The sequence below is a fragment of the Imperialibacter roseus genome, from assembly GCF_032999765.1.
In the GTDB taxonomy this organism is placed as follows: Bacteria; Bacteroidota; Bacteroidia; order Cytophagales; family Cyclobacteriaceae; genus Imperialibacter; species Imperialibacter roseus.
Genome location: NZ_CP136051.1, coordinates 378,277 through 395,319, shown reverse-complemented (window position 1 = coordinate 395,319; position 17,043 = coordinate 378,277). Strand labels below are relative to the sequence as shown.

General features: G+C 47.3%; 20 protein-coding genes. 5 read left to right on the top strand and 15 right to left on the bottom strand.

Annotation, left to right across the window (positions count from 1 at the left end; all coding sequences use genetic code 11):
* Positions 1 to 87 precede the first annotated feature (87 nt).
* The 4 genes from RT717_RS01710 to RT717_RS01695 form a co-directional block, all read right to left on the bottom strand.
* Positions 88 to 708 carry a Crp/Fnr family transcriptional regulator gene (locus RT717_RS01710; RefSeq protein WP_317490016.1) on the bottom strand — a complete coding sequence of 207 codons (621 nt, stop codon included), beginning with the start codon at positions 706 to 708 and terminating at the stop codon, positions 88 to 90.
* 6 nt (positions 709 to 714) lie between these two features.
* The gene (locus tag RT717_RS01705; protein WP_317490015.1) at positions 715 to 1,254 is read right to left on the bottom strand and encodes a hypothetical protein; all 540 of its coding nucleotides are present in this window, start codon (positions 1,252 to 1,254) and stop codon (positions 715 to 717) included.
* Positions 1,247 to 1,714 (bottom strand): N-acetyltransferase, encoded by a 468-nt coding sequence (locus tag RT717_RS01700; RefSeq protein WP_317490014.1) that lies wholly within the window; start codon positions 1,712 to 1,714, stop codon positions 1,247 to 1,249. Before RT717_RS01700 ends, RT717_RS01705 begins: the two co-directional genes overlap by 8 nt.
* Positions 1,715 to 1,820: 106 nt before the next feature.
* Positions 1,821 to 2,954, bottom strand: a complete 1,134-nt coding sequence (locus tag RT717_RS01695) for a Gfo/Idh/MocA family protein (protein ID WP_317490013.1) — start codon at positions 2,952 to 2,954, stop codon at positions 1,821 to 1,823.
* 518 nt (positions 2,955 to 3,472) lie between these two features.
* On the opposite strand from RT717_RS01695, the gene RT717_RS01690 reads away from it, so the two are divergent.
* Both RT717_RS01690 and RT717_RS01685 read left to right on the top strand, forming a co-directional pair.
* Positions 3,473 to 4,057, top strand: a complete 585-nt coding sequence (locus RT717_RS01690; protein WP_317490012.1) for a porin family protein — start codon at positions 3,473 to 3,475, stop codon at positions 4,055 to 4,057.
* A 176-nt stretch (positions 4,058 to 4,233) separates the two neighbouring features.
* Positions 4,234 to 4,407 carry a hypothetical protein gene (locus tag RT717_RS01685; protein ID WP_193217767.1) on the top strand — a complete coding sequence of 58 codons (174 nt, stop codon included), beginning with the start codon at positions 4,234 to 4,236 and terminating at the stop codon, positions 4,405 to 4,407.
* An 8-nt stretch (positions 4,408 to 4,415) separates the two neighbouring features.
* Here RT717_RS01685 and RT717_RS01680 read toward each other — a convergent pair whose 3' ends face one another.
* Positions 4,416 to 4,883, bottom strand: coding sequence for a nuclear transport factor 2 family protein (locus tag RT717_RS01680; protein WP_317490011.1), 468 nt, complete (start codon positions 4,881 to 4,883; stop codon positions 4,416 to 4,418).
* Between the two features lie 193 nt (positions 4,884 to 5,076).
* Here RT717_RS01680 and RT717_RS01675 point away from each other — a divergent pair, with 193 nt between their 5' ends.
* Entirely contained in the window at positions 5,077 to 5,655 is a 579-nt protein-coding gene (locus RT717_RS01675) for a Crp/Fnr family transcriptional regulator (protein WP_193217768.1), read from the top strand.
* 19 nt (positions 5,656 to 5,674) lie between these two features.
* Here the strand turns inward: RT717_RS01675 and RT717_RS01670 are convergent, their stop codons facing one another.
* The 9 genes from RT717_RS01670 to ung all read right to left on the bottom strand — a co-directional run bounded on the left by RT717_RS01670 (position 5,675) and on the right by ung (position 15,138).
* Entirely contained in the window at positions 5,675 to 6,634 is a 960-nt protein-coding gene (locus RT717_RS01670) for an NAD(P)-dependent alcohol dehydrogenase (RefSeq protein ID WP_317490010.1), read from the bottom strand.
* 39 nt (positions 6,635 to 6,673) lie between these two features.
* The gene (locus RT717_RS01665) at positions 6,674 to 7,384 is read right to left on the bottom strand and encodes a DUF4386 domain-containing protein (protein ID WP_317490009.1); all 711 of its coding nucleotides are present in this window, start codon (positions 7,382 to 7,384) and stop codon (positions 6,674 to 6,676) included.
* A 76-nt stretch (positions 7,385 to 7,460) separates the two neighbouring features.
* Positions 7,461 to 7,832 carry a DUF6567 family protein gene (locus RT717_RS01660; RefSeq protein WP_317490008.1) on the bottom strand — a complete coding sequence of 124 codons (372 nt, stop codon included), beginning with the start codon at positions 7,830 to 7,832 and terminating at the stop codon, positions 7,461 to 7,463.
* A gap of 214 nt (positions 7,833 to 8,046) precedes the next feature.
* Positions 8,047 to 9,264 (bottom strand): alpha/beta hydrolase-fold protein, encoded by a 1,218-nt coding sequence (locus tag RT717_RS01655; RefSeq protein WP_317490007.1) that lies wholly within the window; start codon positions 9,262 to 9,264, stop codon positions 8,047 to 8,049.
* A 70-nt stretch (positions 9,265 to 9,334) separates the two neighbouring features.
* Positions 9,335 to 10,279 (bottom strand): DUF4249 domain-containing protein, encoded by a 945-nt coding sequence (locus RT717_RS01650; protein ID WP_317490006.1) that lies wholly within the window; start codon positions 10,277 to 10,279, stop codon positions 9,335 to 9,337.
* Positions 10,280 to 10,291: 12 nt separating this feature from the next.
* The gene (locus RT717_RS01645; protein ID WP_317490005.1) at positions 10,292 to 12,688 is read right to left on the bottom strand and encodes a TonB-dependent receptor; all 2,397 of its coding nucleotides are present in this window, start codon (positions 12,686 to 12,688) and stop codon (positions 10,292 to 10,294) included.
* A gap of 223 nt (positions 12,689 to 12,911) precedes the next feature.
* Positions 12,912 to 13,307 carry a DUF7793 family protein gene (locus tag RT717_RS01640; RefSeq protein WP_317490004.1) on the bottom strand — a complete coding sequence of 132 codons (396 nt, stop codon included), beginning with the start codon at positions 13,305 to 13,307 and terminating at the stop codon, positions 12,912 to 12,914.
* A gap of 14 nt (positions 13,308 to 13,321) precedes the next feature.
* Entirely contained in the window at positions 13,322 to 14,422 is a 1,101-nt protein-coding gene (locus RT717_RS01635) for a glycoside hydrolase family 43 protein (RefSeq protein ID WP_317490003.1), read from the bottom strand.
* 53 nt (positions 14,423 to 14,475) lie between these two features.
* On the bottom strand, positions 14,476 to 15,138 hold the full coding sequence (ung, locus tag RT717_RS01630; RefSeq protein ID WP_317490002.1) for a uracil-DNA glycosylase: 663 nt from the start codon (positions 15,136 to 15,138) through the stop codon (positions 14,476 to 14,478).
* Positions 15,139 to 15,229: 91 nt separating this feature from the next.
* On the opposite strand from ung, the gene apaG reads away from it, so the two are divergent.
* Together apaG and RT717_RS01620 are read left to right on the top strand one after the other, a co-directional pair.
* The gene (gene apaG / locus RT717_RS01625) at positions 15,230 to 15,616 is read left to right on the top strand and encodes a Co2+/Mg2+ efflux protein ApaG (RefSeq protein ID WP_151997133.1); all 387 of its coding nucleotides are present in this window, start codon (positions 15,230 to 15,232) and stop codon (positions 15,614 to 15,616) included.
* A 3-nt stretch (positions 15,617 to 15,619) separates the two neighbouring features.
* Positions 15,620 to 16,411 (top strand): O-methyltransferase, encoded by a 792-nt coding sequence (locus RT717_RS01620; protein ID WP_317490001.1) that lies wholly within the window; start codon positions 15,620 to 15,622, stop codon positions 16,409 to 16,411.
* A gap of 8 nt (positions 16,412 to 16,419) precedes the next feature.
* Here RT717_RS01620 and RT717_RS01615 read toward each other — a convergent pair whose 3' ends face one another.
* Complete coding sequence (locus RT717_RS01615) at positions 16,420 to 16,944, bottom strand: methyltransferase domain-containing protein (protein WP_317492400.1); 525 nt, start codon at positions 16,942 to 16,944, stop codon at positions 16,420 to 16,422.
* Between the last annotated feature and the right edge of the window lie 99 nt (positions 16,945 to 17,043).

The following is a 17,043-nucleotide window of genomic DNA, read 5'->3' as shown; positions in this document are numbered from 1 at the left end:
TCACTTTAGTGCAACTTAGCATCACGCCTCTGTCCTCATAGTTGCTCTATCAGGCAGATCACGCATGCACCTGACTGAACTTCCCTATCAACTCAAATTCTTCCTGATAGCACTTAAAAACTCGGGCGTTATTTTCAGGTAGGAGGCCACCATGTACTGGGGAACCCGCTGCTCAATGTCCCTGTATTTGGAGCGAAACTCCACATACCTTTCTTCGGCGGTTTTACTCATGGAGTTGATGGTGCGATCCTGCAGGGCCACATAGGCAGTTTCGAACTTCATTCGGAAAAATCGTTCGACAGCAGGCACCTCGTCATAAAGCCTGCTCAGGGTGTCTCTGTGAATTTGAAGAAGCACACTGTCGTCGATGGCTTGAATAAACTGCTTAGCGGGCGTTTGGGTGAGGTAGCTGTACAAATCGTTGATCCACCAGCCCTCGATACCAAACTGGATAATGTGCTCCTTCGTCTCCTCGTCCATATAGTAGCTTCTGAGACAGCCTTCGGCTATGAACCGCATATGCGACGAAGTTTCGCCTTTGAAGAGAAGCATCTCCTTCTTCTTTAAGGCCACTTCCTTAAAACTTTGCTTCACCAATTCCGCCTCGTTCTCCGTCAGCGGAATGGTTTCCTGCAGGTGATGTATGAGTTTATCGGATGCATCCACTTTTGATCCCGTTTTGATGCCTTGCCACAAACCTGGAGCCACCAGCTATCACACTTTGGCCAGTTTGCTGATCTTTACATGTTTCTCCACTTCAGGCCGCCATTTGTCCTGGCTGGTTATCACATCGCATATTTTCTCTTGAAAGTAAACCTGATGCCATGTTCTTTTATGAAATTGACACACATGCTCGTATGTTTTTTCAGCATGTATCATTAGCCTTAACAGGAACTCTTCGTTTGGCTCCCGGTGGTTATTCAAAATCTGACTCAGCAAAACAGGAGTGACGTCAATGTCTTTCGCAAAACTATTTCTTCTGCTATAGATCGCATCGATGTATGAGGTTAAAAATTCGGTAAAAGCACTATGCGTGTGATAGACTGGCTCCTTAATGTATTCGTCCATTTTCAGCTTTAGCTGCAATAACTTCGCCTTGACGATTTGATCGGCTGACAGATTTTTCATTCTCTGCAACCTGGCCTCCATTAATGCCTTGCCGTCATCCAGTCTGTCTTTCTTTGAAGAGTACCGTGAATCAACGCCATACTCTGCCCCCCCAACTTCCCCTATCTCCTTTTTTCTGCTAGTCATGGTCGTACGTCTCAATCAAATTGAAAATTTCCAGTATTTCGATGCTTAGGGTCAGACCCGTTACGTTCATGCCGAATTTATCTATGTAATGGCGAGCTATTAATCCCTTTGGCTTTAACGACACGCAGGCAAGCTCACCGTATTCTCTTACAGCAATTTTTGAAACAAACGTCAGTAGGTTGCCAGCAATGTTTTCAAATTTCTTGCTACTCCCTTTATTTTCTTTTGAAACGGTGAGCAGCCTTATATGCAACATCCACTCTTCTGGAATTCTCTCTACAGAAACAAGTCCAAGTATATCTCTCGTGTTGGCTATTCTCAGCTTATACATCTCGAATTCCTTTTCTTGTTTCCAATCAAAGAAATACCTCGCCTTCGTCAGACTTGCGAAGTCACGATCCTCAACAGGCTCAATCTCTACCTTGTGGCTCGCTCCTGTTCCAGTATCAATTACTACCACAAATTAAAAGTACGGAAAGTTTCCTAAAAACGTAAAGATATTTCTACAAGTATCCGTTTTTAGGAAACAAATAGGTTGATCGCTAAGGGTATTCGAGTTGCCAGTGCTATTTAGTTATCACCAGCTTCTTCGCCTGATCCTGCGCCTTCAGTGCCAGCTCGGTGGCCAGGAACACGTGGGCTTGTGGTAACGCCGTTTCGGTGCGGTTGAGCACATCATCCACAAACAGCTTCCCAAATGGCAGCTCCACATCATTGCAGTCGATGTACCTGGTTTCTTTATGTGTCACCAAGTAGAGGTGGTTGCCCCCTTCGTGACCAGAGGCGATGTCAATATTTTTTCGTATTTCGATATAGCCCTCCGTTCCCAATATGGTCAAGCGCCCATCGCCCCAGGAGCCCAGGCCATCGGGTGTGAACCAGTCTATCCGCACGTAGCCAGCGCCACCATTTCCTTTCACCATGGCATCACCAAAATCCTCAAACTGCGGGTACTGCGGATAGTGGTTGTTGCCTACCTGAGAGGCCACCACTTCGGCTGTGGTAGACCCTGTGAAGAAGAGGAACTGATCGAACTGGTGCGATCCAATGTCGGTGATGATGCCGCCGTAGTATTTTTTATCAAAAAACCACTCTGGCCGGTTTGTCAGACCGATCCGATGAGGCCCCATGCCTATGGTTTGAATTACCTTGCCAATGGCCCCGGACTGCACCAACTCACCAGCCTTCACTGTCGCCTTGTTCTCAAGCCTTTCGCTGAACATGATGTCATAGATGCGGCCTGTTGCCTTCTGCACCTTGCGTACTTCGGCCAGCTGAGCAAGGGTGGTGATGCCCGGCTTATCGACCAGGTAGTCTTTACCGGCTTTCATTACCTCCACTCCCAGCGGCGCTCTGTCAACTGGAATGCCAGCGCTTAACACCACCTGTATCGACTTGTCTTCGAGTATTTCTTTCTGGCTTTTAGCCAGCTTTGCTTCGGGGTATCTTTTCGAGAAGGCTGCTACCAACTCTGGCTCCGGAGCAAAGAATGAAACAAGCTCACCTCCTCCTCTTTTCACAGCTTCTGTCATGCCATAAATATGGCCATGGTTCATACCTATGACCGAAAACCTGATCCTGGGTTTGTCCTGCATGATGGCAAGGGCACTTTTTGGAAAAGAAGAAAGGAGGGCAACGCCGGTCGCTGCTGAGGCAGATGTTTTGATGAATTTGCGTCTGCTGGATTGAGGATGTGTCATGTTGTAGTAGGGATTGTTGTTAAACAGGTATCGGTTACAATGACATAGACGATTTTAAAGCGAAAAATCCTGACAAGCCATTGAACTTATGATAATAATACAGAAAAGAACGCAAACCGATAAGATATCCTACATGACTGGCTGCCCAACTATAAGCTATCTGCCCAAACCAAAACCGCCTTCGCCCCAAACGACCTTGTCGATCAGCGTCCCATGAAAACCGTCATCCATGATATCGCCAACAGCAATGTAGTCCACTGGTGATTTCCACTAGCGTATGGGATATGGCAAAATTTCGAACTCGTTCAATAGGTTGTGATACTTCTCCTCCAAATTCCCTGGAATGCGCCGACCATTTAACATCAAGCCCGCCTCCTTCAACCCAGGGTGTCCCATCCGTGATATATGTAACTAATAGCTGCACTTGTGCAACAATCCCATGGGCCACTGTGGTGAACTTTGCATTCACTTTGATGATCTACCATAATGTAATGGCGGACTCCACTCCCAAGAAAAATATGAAATCTTTTTTATTCGCACTTATTGCCCTTTTTCTCCTAACTGTTTCCACCCAGGCACAACACGTAAATGTTGGCATCAAAGGCGGCCTGAACGCCTACACCATCCAGGGTGACAATAGCGGCAACTTCGACCCTAAACTCAGTTTCAATGTTGGTCTGCTGGGTCATATCCATATGGATAATCAATTTGCGCTTCAGCCCGAGGTCGTTTTTTCCGGACAAGGCACTCAATACAAAAGTGGTGGCAGCGATGTGAAGCTCAACCTAAACTATGTGAATATCCCGCTACTCTTTCAATACATGTTCGACAATGGATTTAGGCTGGAAGCAGGCCCGCAACTGGGCATTTTGGCCAGTGCTAAATCGGAAATCGGCAACAACAGTACTGACGTAAAAAATAACTACAAAAGCACCGACATCGGACTAGTTGTAGGCATGAGCTATGTGAAGCCGTCTACAGGTTTTGGGTATGACCTTCGATATGTTCACGGCCTAACGGACATCAGCGAGAATAATGCATCCAACTCTTACAACAGAGGCTTGCAACTCGGTATATTCTATCTTTTTCAGCACAGATCATAAGATCAGAGGTTGTCTCAAAAGCCCCTAAAAATGAAGCGAATGTCACATTGAGCTCGTCGAAATGCTTAAGCACGTTAAACAATAAGGTTTCGACAGACTAAACCTGACATAGGATTAGGGCTTTTGAGACAACCTCCTTTTTCTTGCCATCCATCCACCTTAAAAAAACAGTCACTATGAAAGCACCTTCAGCTCCTAAGAAAATTACCTGGATTATTGGTTTGATCAGCGGCATCCTTGGCATCATTGGCCACTACGCCCATGTTCAGATTTTGAGTGAATACAATTACACCTTGCTGTTAGTGGGTTTTCTGGTGCTGGCCGCCGGAACGACTTTCAGAGAGATTTAAGTGCACAACTACCAATACTCGTAGATCCTGGCAATTTTTCCATCTCTGAACTCGAACAGGGTCATTTGGGGCTCGCCTTCTACTGCCTTTCCATCCTTTTTAGTGACAAAGGTTTTGCTCACGGCGATGGCATTCAACCCCACTATTTTATTGAGAATTTTGATATCGGTTACACTTCCGTCATAGCCACCGTTTTTTTGGTTGCGTTGATAGCCCTCGTATAGGTCCTGACGGGTATAGGTGCCTCCGTATTGAGGGTGGATGTACTCGAAGTCATCTGTAAAGAGATCAAAAATAATGTCGATGTCCTCTGGTTGGGAATTTGCTTGAAAGACTTTTAGGTTGAGTTTGTAGTATTTGTCGAGCACTGTGTTCAGGGAATCTTCGTGCGTCAGTTTCCCAGGCTGGGCATTTACCACAGTAGAAGCTGAAACCATAAAAAGAGAGAAAAAAAAGTGGATTGCTGTTTTTGTCATTGTTGAAATTCTTGAATTTTAAACTGAAACTAAATTTCACCCACAACCATAAGTTGCGGGTTCATTTTTAAAAAAGTTGGAACTACCCCTCAATATTAACGTATAGCCTATCCAAGTTGGAGATAGTTTTTATCTTTAACATATCATTAACAAGGCATGCTCTGGCCGCCTGCTATTAACCAAACGAGAAGCCATGGTAAAGTACATCTCCGAAATGATTGGTCAGCACATGACCCTCACCGAAGAAGAAACCGAGGTGCTCAACGACTGCATTCCTATTCGCAGCTACAAAAAAGGCACAATCCTGCTGAGGGAAGGTCAAATCGCCACCGAGTGCTATTTCAATATCAAGGGCTGTGTACGCCACTACTACCTTTCTGATGGTGAAGAAAAGACCACCCAGTTTTATACCGAAGAGCAGTCGATTGCCTCTATGAACAGCTACCTCAACAAAGTGCCCGCCAACCACTATCTGGAGTGCGTGGAAGACACTACCCTGGCTGTGTTCGGCTACGAAAAAGAAAAGGAGCTGTACCGAAAGCACCCAAAGTTTGAATCGCTCTGCAGACTTTCGATGGAGGATGACTTCGGCAAGCAGCAGGAAATGCTGGCTAACTACATCATCCAAAGCCCCGAAGAGCGCTACCTTAACCTTCTCGAAACCAGGCCAGGCCTGTTGAACCGGGTACCTCAGTATCACCTGGCCAGCTATCTGGGTGTGAAACCGGAGTCGCTGAGCAGGATCAGGAAGCGGGTGGCGGAGAAAGGTTAATCCTCCGCCGTGCCTATTTTCACTGTACCTGTATCACAATCTTGCCAAACGGGTGCCCTTCTTCCATGTAGCTGATGGCTTTTGCCACATCTGCCAACGGATAACTTCGCTCAACTACCGGTCTCACTTCGCCCCCATCAACCATCTGCCTGACCGCCTCGAGGTCTTTCCTGTTGGCACTGGCCAGCATATTGATTATTTTCTTGCCTTCGGCGATGGCAATCCATGGCCCTAAAAACATAGCTCCGGGTGAAAAGGCAGTTGTCACGTACCTGCCATGCTTGTTAAGCACTCGCTTCAGCGCTGACACCGAATGATTGCCCACGACGTCAAAAATGAGGTCGTAGCGCTCGCCACCCTTTGTGAAGTCAGTCAGTTTGTAGTCAATGGTGTGGTCGGCACCCAGAATCTTCGCCAGCTCGGTCTTGCCGGTGCTGGCTACGGCAGTCACTTCTGCGCCGAAGGCTTTGGCTATCTGCACCGCAAAAGTGCCGACGCCGCCGGAAGCTCCGTTGATAAGCACCTTCTTTCCGGGACTGATCTGCCCCTTATCACGCAGCCCCTGCAAGGCAGTAACGGCCGCCATCGGCAAAGCGGCGGCTTCTCCGAACAAGGCATTTGATGGCATGTGCGCCAGCGCTTTTTCGGAAACTGCTACGTATGCAGCAAATGCGCCAAAGTCGTAAGCAGACAGCTCGCCAAACACCTTATCTCCGGGCTTGAAATAGCTCACGCCTTTGCCAACGGATTCAACCTCCCCGGCCATATCGGCACCAAGGATATTGTTCTTGGGTTTGAAAAAACCAGCCATCATTCGAACTGGAAACGGCTGCCCTCTCAACAGGTGCTTGTCTGCCGCATTCACGGAGGCTGCGTGCACTTTTACGAGCACCTCACCGGGGCCCGGCATGGGTTTTTGTACGTCCTTCAGTTCTAACACATCGGGCGACCCATATCGTTGATATACAATTGCATTCATTTTAAATAATGTTTTGAGTTTTTGACCTTGGTTATAAAATCAGGCTACGATGGCCTTCGATGTCATCTTTCTGACTGACACACCCTTGATCAGCAGCCACAGACAGAGTGACATTTCTGCCAGTACTGCCGGCCCCACCACTATATTATCGAAGAGCTCTTCGTGTCCCGGAGCCAGAAAATTGCCGAAGCTGTTAATTAGGTAGCCCAAAGCGGCGATGATGATCATAGTCCCCAACCAGGCTGGAAAGCCATCGGATTTGATGATCAGGTAGCCAAGCAATACACAATGAAGCCCAAAGAACGCTCCTGCGATCAGGTAGCCAACCGTGTGCATATTGAGAAAAAACAGCGCCAAAGCATTAAGCTGATCAGGGCTGAATACCGACAGGTAGTCGGAGCCATCGAGTAGCTGCAGGGCCATGTAGTGGTTGAGCAGGTTCACACTGGCGATGGCCGGATGAGCCAGCAAGCGAAGTAGCGCTGCTGTGAGTGAGAGGGTTTTATTCACTGGCTTGAGCAACTGATACAGCAGCACGGACACCACCAGATCGCACAGGAAGGCCACCAGGTCGGCTGCAAAGCCAAGGCGAAACAGGCCCTCTGAGGCCACAATATTTTGAGCGGTCGCTGCTGCATCGCCCGTCACCATCACACCGGCACGGACGTAGCCTTCACTGAAACCAGCTGTAATGAAAATAATGAGGTACAGAAATCCGGCGATCCTTGCCATTTTTTTATTTGAGTTCATGATTCAATTTTGTTGTTGTTGAAAAAAATGGGTGGGCTGCCTGAGTCAAACAGCACCTACCCTTTTTAGCTTTTGACTATCTGTTGAATTCTACCACATGGCCGCTCACGGTAATGGTTCGCTTCAAAAAGAATGGAGGCACACCGCCGACATGCTCTTCTGTAAGCAAATTCACCAGCGCTCTGGGACCGTCCATCAATCCTGCTGACTTCACCATTTCGGCGTACGCTTCGTTGTACATCTGCTGTCTTTTTCTTCCACCGATTAGCACCCAGTACTTAGCCTCTGCGCTACCGCTGACACTGCCGATCACCTTAAAATTATTCTCCTTCAGATGCACCTGAGTGGAGCTTTGGTTTTGGTTGCGCATGATGGCCCTGCCAGCCCCACAAGAGCTGATAACCACCATCATGATCATTACTACGATTGTTGAAATTGACTTTTTCATCTTCTTCACTGTTTTGAATTTTTGAAATTGATTTAACTGTTTTTCGTTTTTGAATACCCAAAATTAGAGTGGTGAAAAACCGATTTCATTGACTTTGGTTAAGAAGGGAGCGGATGAGCTTTTTATTGAAATTTGATTATCCGGGGGCTGTAAAAATAAAGGGCAATCTCTATCGATAACAGAGATTGCCGAACGCCCTTTAAAAGGCTGCTGCTTACTTTTGCTGCTTTAGCTTCTTGAACTTCTGAAGATATTTCTTCGCTTCACCTTGATTGCCCAGAGCCTGATAAGCCCCTGCGAGTGTACTCAGCAGATCAGCAGAGTCGGGAGACTGTTTCAAAAGAGCCAGGTAGATATCAATGGCCTGCTTATGTTGACCATTTTCAACTAAAAAATCGGCGATGGAAAAAGCGCCATAGCTTCTTCCTCCTTCTATCAAGTCGCTGATCAACATAGCTGAACCCAATGCCTCATAAAACTCCCGGAAGCGGGTATAATCCCTGGCTCGCACAGCGCTTCGAACAATAGTAAACCTTGACCACAAAGACATGTTTGGTGAAAACCCATACCGGGAAGCCCTTTCTTTGGTGTAACTATGGGCGTATGCCATGCCACCTGCCTCGACAAACGCTTGCAAATCATCTACCTGCAATTCAGGATAGTACCTGAAGTATTTTCGAAGGCCATGATACAGCGTGGAGTAACCTGTGGAGCGGTGTTCTTCATTTTCCAGTCGGAAACAAGTCCAATCGAGCCCAGGCAAATCCTTTTCTGAAAGCAGGGAATCCAGCTTGTCGACTCCCCGGTTCACTTCAAATTCATTGGGGCTTACTGAAAAGTAAAGAGATTTGTTGAGTGCCGGCAGCTTATCCAGCACGTCCACTTTGTCCAGAAGGGGGAAGGGGCTTGCCAACATGTAGCCATCAAACAAAGACGGGTGATTTGCAAGCATGTGGAAAGCAAAACTTCCTGCGTATTCCCAACCAAACAACAGTCGTTCGCCACTGGTTCGATAGCTGCTTTCCACATAAGGCATCAGCTCTTTTTCAATAAACTCAGCGAACTGCTGTTTGCCGTCGGCGAAGTGATTGAAGCGTTGCGGATAGCTATTAGTGATGCCCACTACTATGAACTCCGGTGTTAGCTGATATTGCTTGAAAGTGGCGGCAAGACCTACGGTATGAAGAAAAAATCGCTGACCATCCAGTATGAAAATAACGGAGTAACGCTTTTCCTCCTCACCATATCCCTCAGGCAGATAGATCTGAATTTGTCTTTCCTCATCAAGAATCTTTGAATCGATAAAGTGGTTGGTTCCAACGATATTTTCAGTAGTGGAGACCTGCGCTTGTAGTTTAATAATTGATAGAAAACTGATAGCTGCCAATGCCAGCGCCTTGAGCATTGTTCTGGATGCGATTTTAGATAGCATGAAAAAAAATAAAAGCTTTTAAAAAGGTATGGCAGCGAAACAGTCAGGGCTCGCCGCCACACCATTACTACTATTTACCTGCATTGGCCCTTGCTTCATCAGCGACTGCTTGGGTGATCTTGCCACCTCCTGAGCTAACAGCAGACACATTGAAGAAGCCTGCCACGTTGGTGTTCGAATTTTCATCGGTGCTCTTCACGTTGGTCATCACATTGGCCAGGGGAGTAGCAAATAGCTCAGAGAAACCTCCGGGCCTGTTGGTCTGCAGAATGACGCCCGTCAGGTATTCGAATGTCACAGGATCAATTGAATGAATCTCCACATACAGCGAGTCGCCTATCTCGTAGGGCGGGTGGTAGTAGTTTTTCCTGTCGGGCAGCGGATCCAACGGGTTCACAAAGTCACGGCGGATAACCTGATGGAATACTTCTCCATCCACCGACTGGCTTGGCGACAAGCCCGCATCGAAAGCAATATTGATCTCCGAGGGTTTGCCCAGGTAGTTACCATTTTTCCACGCCTTGATCCAGTACGCATCGCCCTCTCCTAGCGGGTCAACCGCCACAAACTCTGCCGAGTAGTACGATTCCAATATATTGAAGTCTTTGGAATTGTATTTGTACAATATGGTATCTACTTCGGGCACACGCCCGAGCGTTGACAACGCCTCGAAAGTTTCCCCACCGTAAGTAACCGCCAATTTGTAAGTATGGCCTACTTCGCCCAGCGGCGCATCGGCAGGATCCCAGTAGTAGGCGTCGGCACCTTCCTGAAAGTTGTAAACCACTCCTGTGTTAAGGTCTTCCACCGTTACCTGCGCTCCAGGCGTCAGGCTTGGGTAGGAGTTATCAAAATACGGCTGCGATCGTGACACCATCACTTTCTGTCTCTCCATTTTCTGAGTAAGCCAGGCGTCTATCACCAGTATTTCCTCAGCTTCTTTGAGCTCCGGCTGAATGGCGGTTTCGCAGCCAAAACCAAAAACAATTAATGCGATATATATGATCTTTTTCATTGTTGTTGAGTGTTAAAATTTGAAGTTGTAAGTAACGGCGGGAATCAGTGTGCCTATCAGAGAAAGCTGCTTAGCAGCCGTTTGCTGAGGGGCATCTGTCATTTGTCTATCCCTGCCCTGAGAAAAGTAGATGCTGAAAGGGTTCTTTCTGGCGTACAGGTTGTACACGGAGAAAACGATGTGGTCATTGCCTGACCGGTTCTTCTTGCCCCGCCACACATTGTTAATTGTAAGTGACGCATCCAGCCTGTGGTAGTTTGGAAGTCGGAAGTTGTTTCTCTCACTTCCGCTCACGTAGGGAATGACGTAACCTGCCGACATGTAACGATCCGTTGGAAACGTGGTGGGTGTGCCTGACATGAAGCTAAAGTTGGCAGAAAGGGAAACCCTCTTAGTCAGGTCGTAGAAGCCAGCCACCTTGAGGTTGTGGCGCTGATCGAAACGGGTAGCATACCAGTTGCCTTCATGGTTCTTGCGGTCGTTTCCAAAATTGATCCCGTCCACTTTCAGCTCCGACTTGCCCAGTGTGTAGCTCACCCAGCCGGTCAGTCTCCCGGCGTTTTTCTTCACATAAAGCTCCAGACCATAAGCCCTGCCAACGCCTGAAAGCAGCTGAGAAGCAATGAATTCGTTGATGAACAGTTCAGCTCCGTCGATGTAGTCGACCTGGTTCTTGTTCCACTTGTAATATACTTCGGCAGAGGTCTCGAAACGCTTTCCGCCAATGTTCCTGAAGTAGCCCATGGCCACCTGATTACCCATTTGCGGGGCAATGTTGTTGTCCGACGGCTGCCAGATATCAATTGGCGTAGAGGCCGTAGTGTTAGATATCTGGTGGATATACTGACTCATGCGGTTGTAGCTGGCCTTCACGGAGCTCAACTCCGAAAGCTGATACCTCAGCGAGGCCCTCGGTTCAACGTTTTGATAGGAAGCAATCGACTCCCAGTCGCCTTTCTCTGTCACTGCAAGCAACGGTTTCTCCACACCTGCCAGGGTGTCGCCATAAGTCATCAAGCTACCACCGAGGTTGTTGAAGTAGCTGAACCGCACTCCGTATTGAGCAAACAGTTTGTCACTCAGCTTCTGGTCATTGCTCAGGTAAACAGCGGTTTCCAGGGCTTTGCGCCGGTCGAGGCTGATATCTGTTCTGATGCCATTGTTCACTGTCGAGGCATTGGCTGGCTCAAAGCCATACAAAATTGCTTCCCCTCCAAAGGTTAGCTCATTGTTCACATTCAGAAACCAGTTGAACTCCGGCTTAAAATTCCACGTGCTTACTTCAGCGGCCCAATCGAACTTATCCAGTTTGTTGGTGCCAAAGCTGAAACCATAGTCGTAGTTGCTGTAAAAAGCTGAGAAATTGGAAAAGAGCTTGTTACCATACAGGTGATTCCAGCGCACAGTGGCCGTACGATTGCCCCAGTCGAAACCCTGCGATTCGTCAAATGAAAAAACGTCACGCCCCAGGTAGCCGGAAACGTACACACGGTTTATATCATTGATGTTGAAATTGGTTTTGGCAGTGAGGTCGTAGAAATACATGCCTGCGCCGTCAGACAGCATATTGGTAAAAGGCCGCACCAGCACGTCAGCATACGACCGGCGACCCGCAATAATGAAGGAAGACTTATCCTTCTTAATTGGCCCTTCCACCGCCAGCCTGCTAAACACGGTACCCACACCTCCGGCTACATCATAGTCTTTGTTGTTGCCTTCTTTCATTCGGATATCCAGAATGGATGACAAGCGACCACCGTAGCGGGTGGGTATGCCGCCTTTGTACAGCTTCACATCTTTCACGGCGTCAGGATTGAACACCGAAAAGAACCCAAACAAGTGTGACGACTGGTACACCGGAGCTTCGTCAAGCAACACAAGGTTTTGCCCGACGCTTCCTCCACGCACATTGAAACCAGCAGTACCCTCGCCTACAGAACTGACACCAGGCAGCAACTGAATACTTTTGAGCACGTCCACCTCCCCGGCAAATGCCGGTAGCTTTTCAATGGCCTTCATTTCCAACTCAATCGTACTCATTTCAATACTGGCCACATTTTCATCAATGGCCTCGCTGGTAATCACCACTGTTTCCAGCTCTGCGTCAGCCGACCTCAGCTCCAGATCCAACCTGATATCCTGGGTCAGGTCAATTACCTTGTGTGTGTCGCCGTAACCAACATAGCTGACATCCAGGTTGTAAGTACCCTCCGCCAGCGTAATGGAATAAAAGCCATAAACGTTGGCGGTGGTGCCGCCCGATATCTCTCTGACAAAAACATTGGCGCCGATAAGGGCCTCCCCATTGCTTTCATCTTTAAGGTATCCACTGATTGTGAATTGCTTTGCCTGACCAAAGGCGGTCAGGGCTAGCAGGAGACATAGTGCTCCGGTAAAGATTGTTTTCATAGTTCTTATTGTTTTGAGTTTGATGAGGCAAAACAAGTCAGCCCAATGATGTATTTCATTGACTTTAGTTAAGAAGCGCCAACGCACATCAATAAACTCTCAACTCAAAAGAAAAATAAGTGTGGGTAAAAGTCGGGGACTGAAAAAAGCTACGCTTTTGTAAATGGAAGATTACAGGCCCCCTGGAAACTGATGCCATTCAGGAAACGACCCAGGCAAAAAATCAATTTGTTACCTTCTTCAACCACTTTTTCGCCTTTTCCGCATCCGTAAAGCTTTTCATCGGAATGGGCGGTTTGCTCATGCTGAACAGCAGGTTCATAATGAACCTCGACAAACCCGGCTTCGACACAATGGCCATGGCGGTGTAGATGTCTGGCAGCATTTCTCTGGAAAACTTCTGGGTTTCCTTGTCAGGCACGGGAGAGTTTTTGAGATAAATTAGTAGCGGAATTGGTTTGCTATGAGCTATGTCTTTTACCAGCTCCACATTGCCGGCTATAAGCTCGACGGTACGTTTGATGCTTTTGGAGAGAGAAACAAGTATTTCGTCTTCAAACCAGTAAGTGGCGATTTCCCCTTCCCAGGTAGGCCTGTCGGTTGGTACTTTTACATCCATTAACCCGCTCCGTTCTATTTTTTAGTGTAAGGATCAATTGTAATAATGCTTCCATCGGGCCGATAAGTAAGCTCAGTCACCTTTATATTTCTTAAATGGGTTTGCCCGCCAGAAAGAGTACTGTCATGGTAAAACAGATACCATTTACCATCAACTTCTACTATAGAGTGGTGGTTGGTCCAGCCAATTACAGGATTAAGCACAACGCCCTGATAGGTAAAAGGCCCGTAAGGATTATCGCCAGTGGCGTAGCAAATAAAATGGGTATCACCAGTAGAATAAGAGAAGTAATATTTGCCATTGTATTTGTGCACCCAGGCCGCTTCAAAAAACCTGCGATTGTTGTCCGCCGCAAGCAATGGAGCTCCATTTTCATCCAGAATATCCACCTGTCTCACGTCTTCAGCAAAGCCCAACATATCATCATTCATTCTAGCCACCCTGGGCCTGATGGCTGGCTGGTCGCCGGCGGGAAATGAGTCGTAGGACACGTATTCGCCCGTCTCCCAGCGCTGCAATTGCCCACCCCAGATGCCGCCGAAATACATATAGGAGCTTCCATCGGCATCGGTAAATACTGCCGGGTCAATGCTGTAGCTGCCTTCAATAGGCTCATCCATTGGTGTAAATGGCCCATCGGGTGTAGCGGCAACTGCCACACCTATCCTAAACACGTCTTCTTTGTCTTTGGCAGGAAAGTAAAAAAAGTACTTCCCATCCTTGAGAGCAGCATCCGGCGCCCACATTTGTCGGCCTGCCCAAGGCACATTGTCTATATGGAGCGCTATACCGTGATCAGTTACTGGCCTTCCAATTTTATCCATAGAATATACATGATAGTCAACCATGCCGAAATGGTCGCCGTTATCGTTCGCAGGAATGCCAGCGTCAAAATCGTGCGAAGGATAGATATAGATTTTTCCGTTGAAAACGTGCGCAGACGGATCGGCCGTGTAAAGGTCAGTGACAAGCGGCTGTGAAATGGCCCCCAGGCTGTCTGTATCCGTTTCAGCTTCGGTTTCGGAGGAATTGGAAGTGGTTTTTTGATCACAAGCGCTAAAGCAAACAACTGCGCAGAGCAGGACTAACTGATTGAGTTTGGTAAGTAGTTTCATTTTGTAGGTATTAGTTTGGTGACGTCAATTTATAAAATTTTTATTTCTATTAATCACCAATCAACCTCCCTTAACCCCTTCGATTTCAGGTACTCATTCGTTTTACTAAACGGCTTACTACCAAAAAAGCCACTATGTGCAGAAAAAGGAGACGGATGCGGTGATTCTATCACACAGTGTTTTGACTTATCAATAACGGCTCCTTTACGCTGCGCATAAGCTCCCCATAAAATGAAAACCACATTTTCCTTTTCCGCCGAAACCGTCTTTATCACTTCGTCAGTAAAAGTTTCCCACCCTCGGTTCTGATGCGATCCCGGGCTGCTGGCTCTCACGGTTAGCGTCGCATTGAGCAGCAACACACCCTGATCGGCCCAACGCTCCAGATTGCCCGAAGGAGGAATATCCTTTCCAAGATCGTTGGCAAGTTCTTTAAAAATATTGACCAGCGACGGTGGCATTTTAATACCGTCTTTTACCGAAAAACACAAGCCATTGGCCTGATTTGCGCCATGATATGGATCCTGGCCAATGATCACCACCTTTACCTGATCAAAGGGACAGTGGGCAAATGCACTGAAAATTTCTTTGCCTGGAGGGTAAACAATATGCTTTGAGTATTCATCTTTTACGAAAGAAGTAAGGTCGACGAAATAGCTTTTGTCAAATTCAGGTAACAATTTCTTCTTCCAGCTTTCTTCAATTTTTACATCCATGAATCATTTTTTTGATTTTCTTTGTATCTTAATAGCCTCCTGGCAACAACCAACCCTAATATAGGCATCCGCATTTAAGTCTTACAATTTCATGGTAACTGAAATTACAGAAGGGGTAAAAGTGAGCGTCATCACAGAATATCAGCCGGAATACTCCAATCCGAAGCAGATGCACTTTGTGTTTACTTACAAGATTACCATAGAGAACTGCGGAGACAATACCATACAGCTTTTGCGCCGCCACTGGTACATCCACGACCTCAACACGCAAGTGAGGGAAGTGGAAGGCGAAGGCGTAGTGGGCCAGCAGCCAATTCTGGAACCCGGCGAAACCCATCAGTACGTAAGCGGATGCAACCTCCGGTCGGGCGTTGGCAAAATGCTGGGCTCCTACCTCATGGAAAAAGTGCTCGACGGTAAAAAATTCCAAGTGAAGATTCCAGAGTTCACCATGGTGGTGCCTTATAAACTCAATTGATTCTTGTTGCTTTCCAGAAGGCTTTATCCTGCCAAAGCATACTTTTCCTACTGGCTCAATGCTGTTGATGAGCAGTCTTTGCACGGCCCTTTTCTTTTCAAGTTTTATAATGAGGTACTAAAGCCCAAAAGCCCATCTGCGGCTTTCGAGCCTATTGAAAAGCTGCGCAAGGCTTTATTAAAGGACAAAAGACTCATCGACTTGCAAGACCCCGGAGCGGGTTCGCTCGTCAGTCTCTCGCAACAACGAACAGTGGCAAGCATAGCGAAACACAGCCTGTCTTCCCAAGCCTTTTGTTTCTTTTTATACCGACTGACAAGATTTCAGCAACCCGAACACAGCCTGGAAATTGGCACTTCTCTGGGCATTTCGGCTGCCTATATAAACAAGGCTTCTTCAGGACAATTAACCACCATTGAAGGAAGCCCGGCCATTGCCGCCATGGCTAGAGAGACTTTTGATCGGCTGGCCTGCCAAAACATAAAGCTTATAGAAGGTAGGGCACAGGAAGCGCTCATTCCTTTTATTCAAACCACACCGAAACTAGATCTGGTCTTCATAGATGCGCATCACAGCGAAGAAGCCACACTTTCATTCTTTGAGACTTTGCGGGGGAGCCTGCACCAGCAAAGCATCGTCGTAGTCGGAGACATTCACTGGTCGGCGGGAATGGACCGGGCATGGCAGCAGCTAACCCAGCATGAAACGGTGACACTGTCGGTTGATATTTTTCATGCCGGCATACTTTTCTTCAACCCTGACTTGAGGAAAGAGACAGAGGTACTATGGTGCTAAACTGACGACTAAGAAATGGTTTCCTTTTTTGTCAAATGGATAAATAGCTCCCTGCCAGCCCTGGGTGGAATTGAATTGTAACAGGTCTCAAATACCTTAAAATCAAACAGTGGCTCAAAATACGTCCTGTACTCCGCAGCATTGCCGCCAAAAGGTGGGCGGTCGCTATTGAGCGGGTCGTCAAATAAAACACCCACGAACTTACCTCCAGGCCTCAATAACTCATATGTTTTCCCGGCATACCTTTGCCTCAGTGACGGATCGATTGCGCAAAAGAAAGTCTGCTCGACGATAAGATCGTATTGGCCGTTATGGTCAAAAAAATCCCCTTCTATCAGCTGCTCTTGGGGCAGCTCCGGTACTCTTTGACGAAGGTTGTTGAGCGGTTCACGACTTAAATCTATAACAAAAACGTTTTGGAAGCCCACTTTGAAAAGGTATTCGGCTTCGTAGCCATTTCCCGCTCCAGGGATCAGAATCCTGGCTTGTTTGTCGGCGAGCTGATCAAAATAGGCCTTAAGAGGTGTGGTAATGGCACCGGCATCCCATCCAGTTGACCCATCCAGGTATCTTTTTGTTCAAAAATTGGCATCCAAATTCATAAACTAGCTGTAATGACGGCAATTAACATT

Bases quoted from the DNA above. Each gene is read 5' to 3' on its own strand.
- RT717_RS01705 (WP_317490015.1), bottom strand. From the start codon at position 1,254: ATGACTAGCAGAAAAAAGGAGATAGGGGAAGTTGGGGGGGCAGAGTAT.
- RT717_RS01695 (WP_317490013.1), bottom strand. From the start codon at position 2,954: ATGACACATCCTCAATCCAGCAGACGCAAATTCATCAAAACATCTGCC.
- RT717_RS01690 (WP_317490012.1), top strand. From the start codon at position 3,473: ATGAAATCTTTTTTATTCGCACTTATTGCCCTTTTTCTCCTAACTGTT.
- RT717_RS01685 (WP_193217767.1), top strand. From the start codon at position 4,234: ATGAAAGCACCTTCAGCTCCTAAGAAAATTACCTGGATTATTGGTTTG.
- RT717_RS01680 (WP_317490011.1), bottom strand. From the start codon at position 4,883: ATGACAAAAACAGCAATCCACTTTTTTTTCTCTCTTTTTATGGTTTCA.
- RT717_RS01675 (WP_193217768.1), top strand. From the start codon at position 5,077: ATGGTAAAGTACATCTCCGAAATGATTGGTCAGCACATGACCCTCACC.
- RT717_RS01670 (WP_317490010.1), bottom strand. From the start codon at position 6,634: ATGAATGCAATTGTATATCAACGATATGGGTCGCCCGATGTGTTAGAA.
- RT717_RS01665 (WP_317490009.1), bottom strand. From the start codon at position 7,384: ATGAACTCAAATAAAAAAATGGCAAGGATCGCCGGATTTCTGTACCTC.
- RT717_RS01660 (WP_317490008.1), bottom strand. From the start codon at position 7,832: ATGAAAAAGTCAATTTCAACAATCGTAGTAATGATCATGATGGTGGTT.
- RT717_RS01655 (WP_317490007.1), bottom strand. From the start codon at position 9,264: ATGCTATCTAAAATCGCATCCAGAACAATGCTCAAGGCGCTGGCATTG.
- RT717_RS01650 (WP_317490006.1), bottom strand. From the start codon at position 10,279: ATGAAAAAGATCATATATATCGCATTAATTGTTTTTGGTTTTGGCTGC.
- RT717_RS01645 (WP_317490005.1), bottom strand. From the start codon at position 12,688: ATGAAAACAATCTTTACCGGAGCACTATGTCTCCTGCTAGCCCTGACC.
- RT717_RS01640 (WP_317490004.1), bottom strand. From the start codon at position 13,307: ATGGATGTAAAAGTACCAACCGACAGGCCTACCTGGGAAGGGGAAATC.
- RT717_RS01635 (WP_317490003.1), bottom strand. From the start codon at position 14,422: ATGAAACTACTTACCAAACTCAATCAGTTAGTCCTGCTCTGCGCAGTT.
- ung (WP_317490002.1), bottom strand. From the start codon at position 15,138: ATGGATGTAAAAATTGAAGAAAGCTGGAAGAAGAAATTGTTACCTGAA.
- apaG (WP_151997133.1), top strand. From the start codon at position 15,230: ATGGTAACTGAAATTACAGAAGGGGTAAAAGTGAGCGTCATCACAGAA.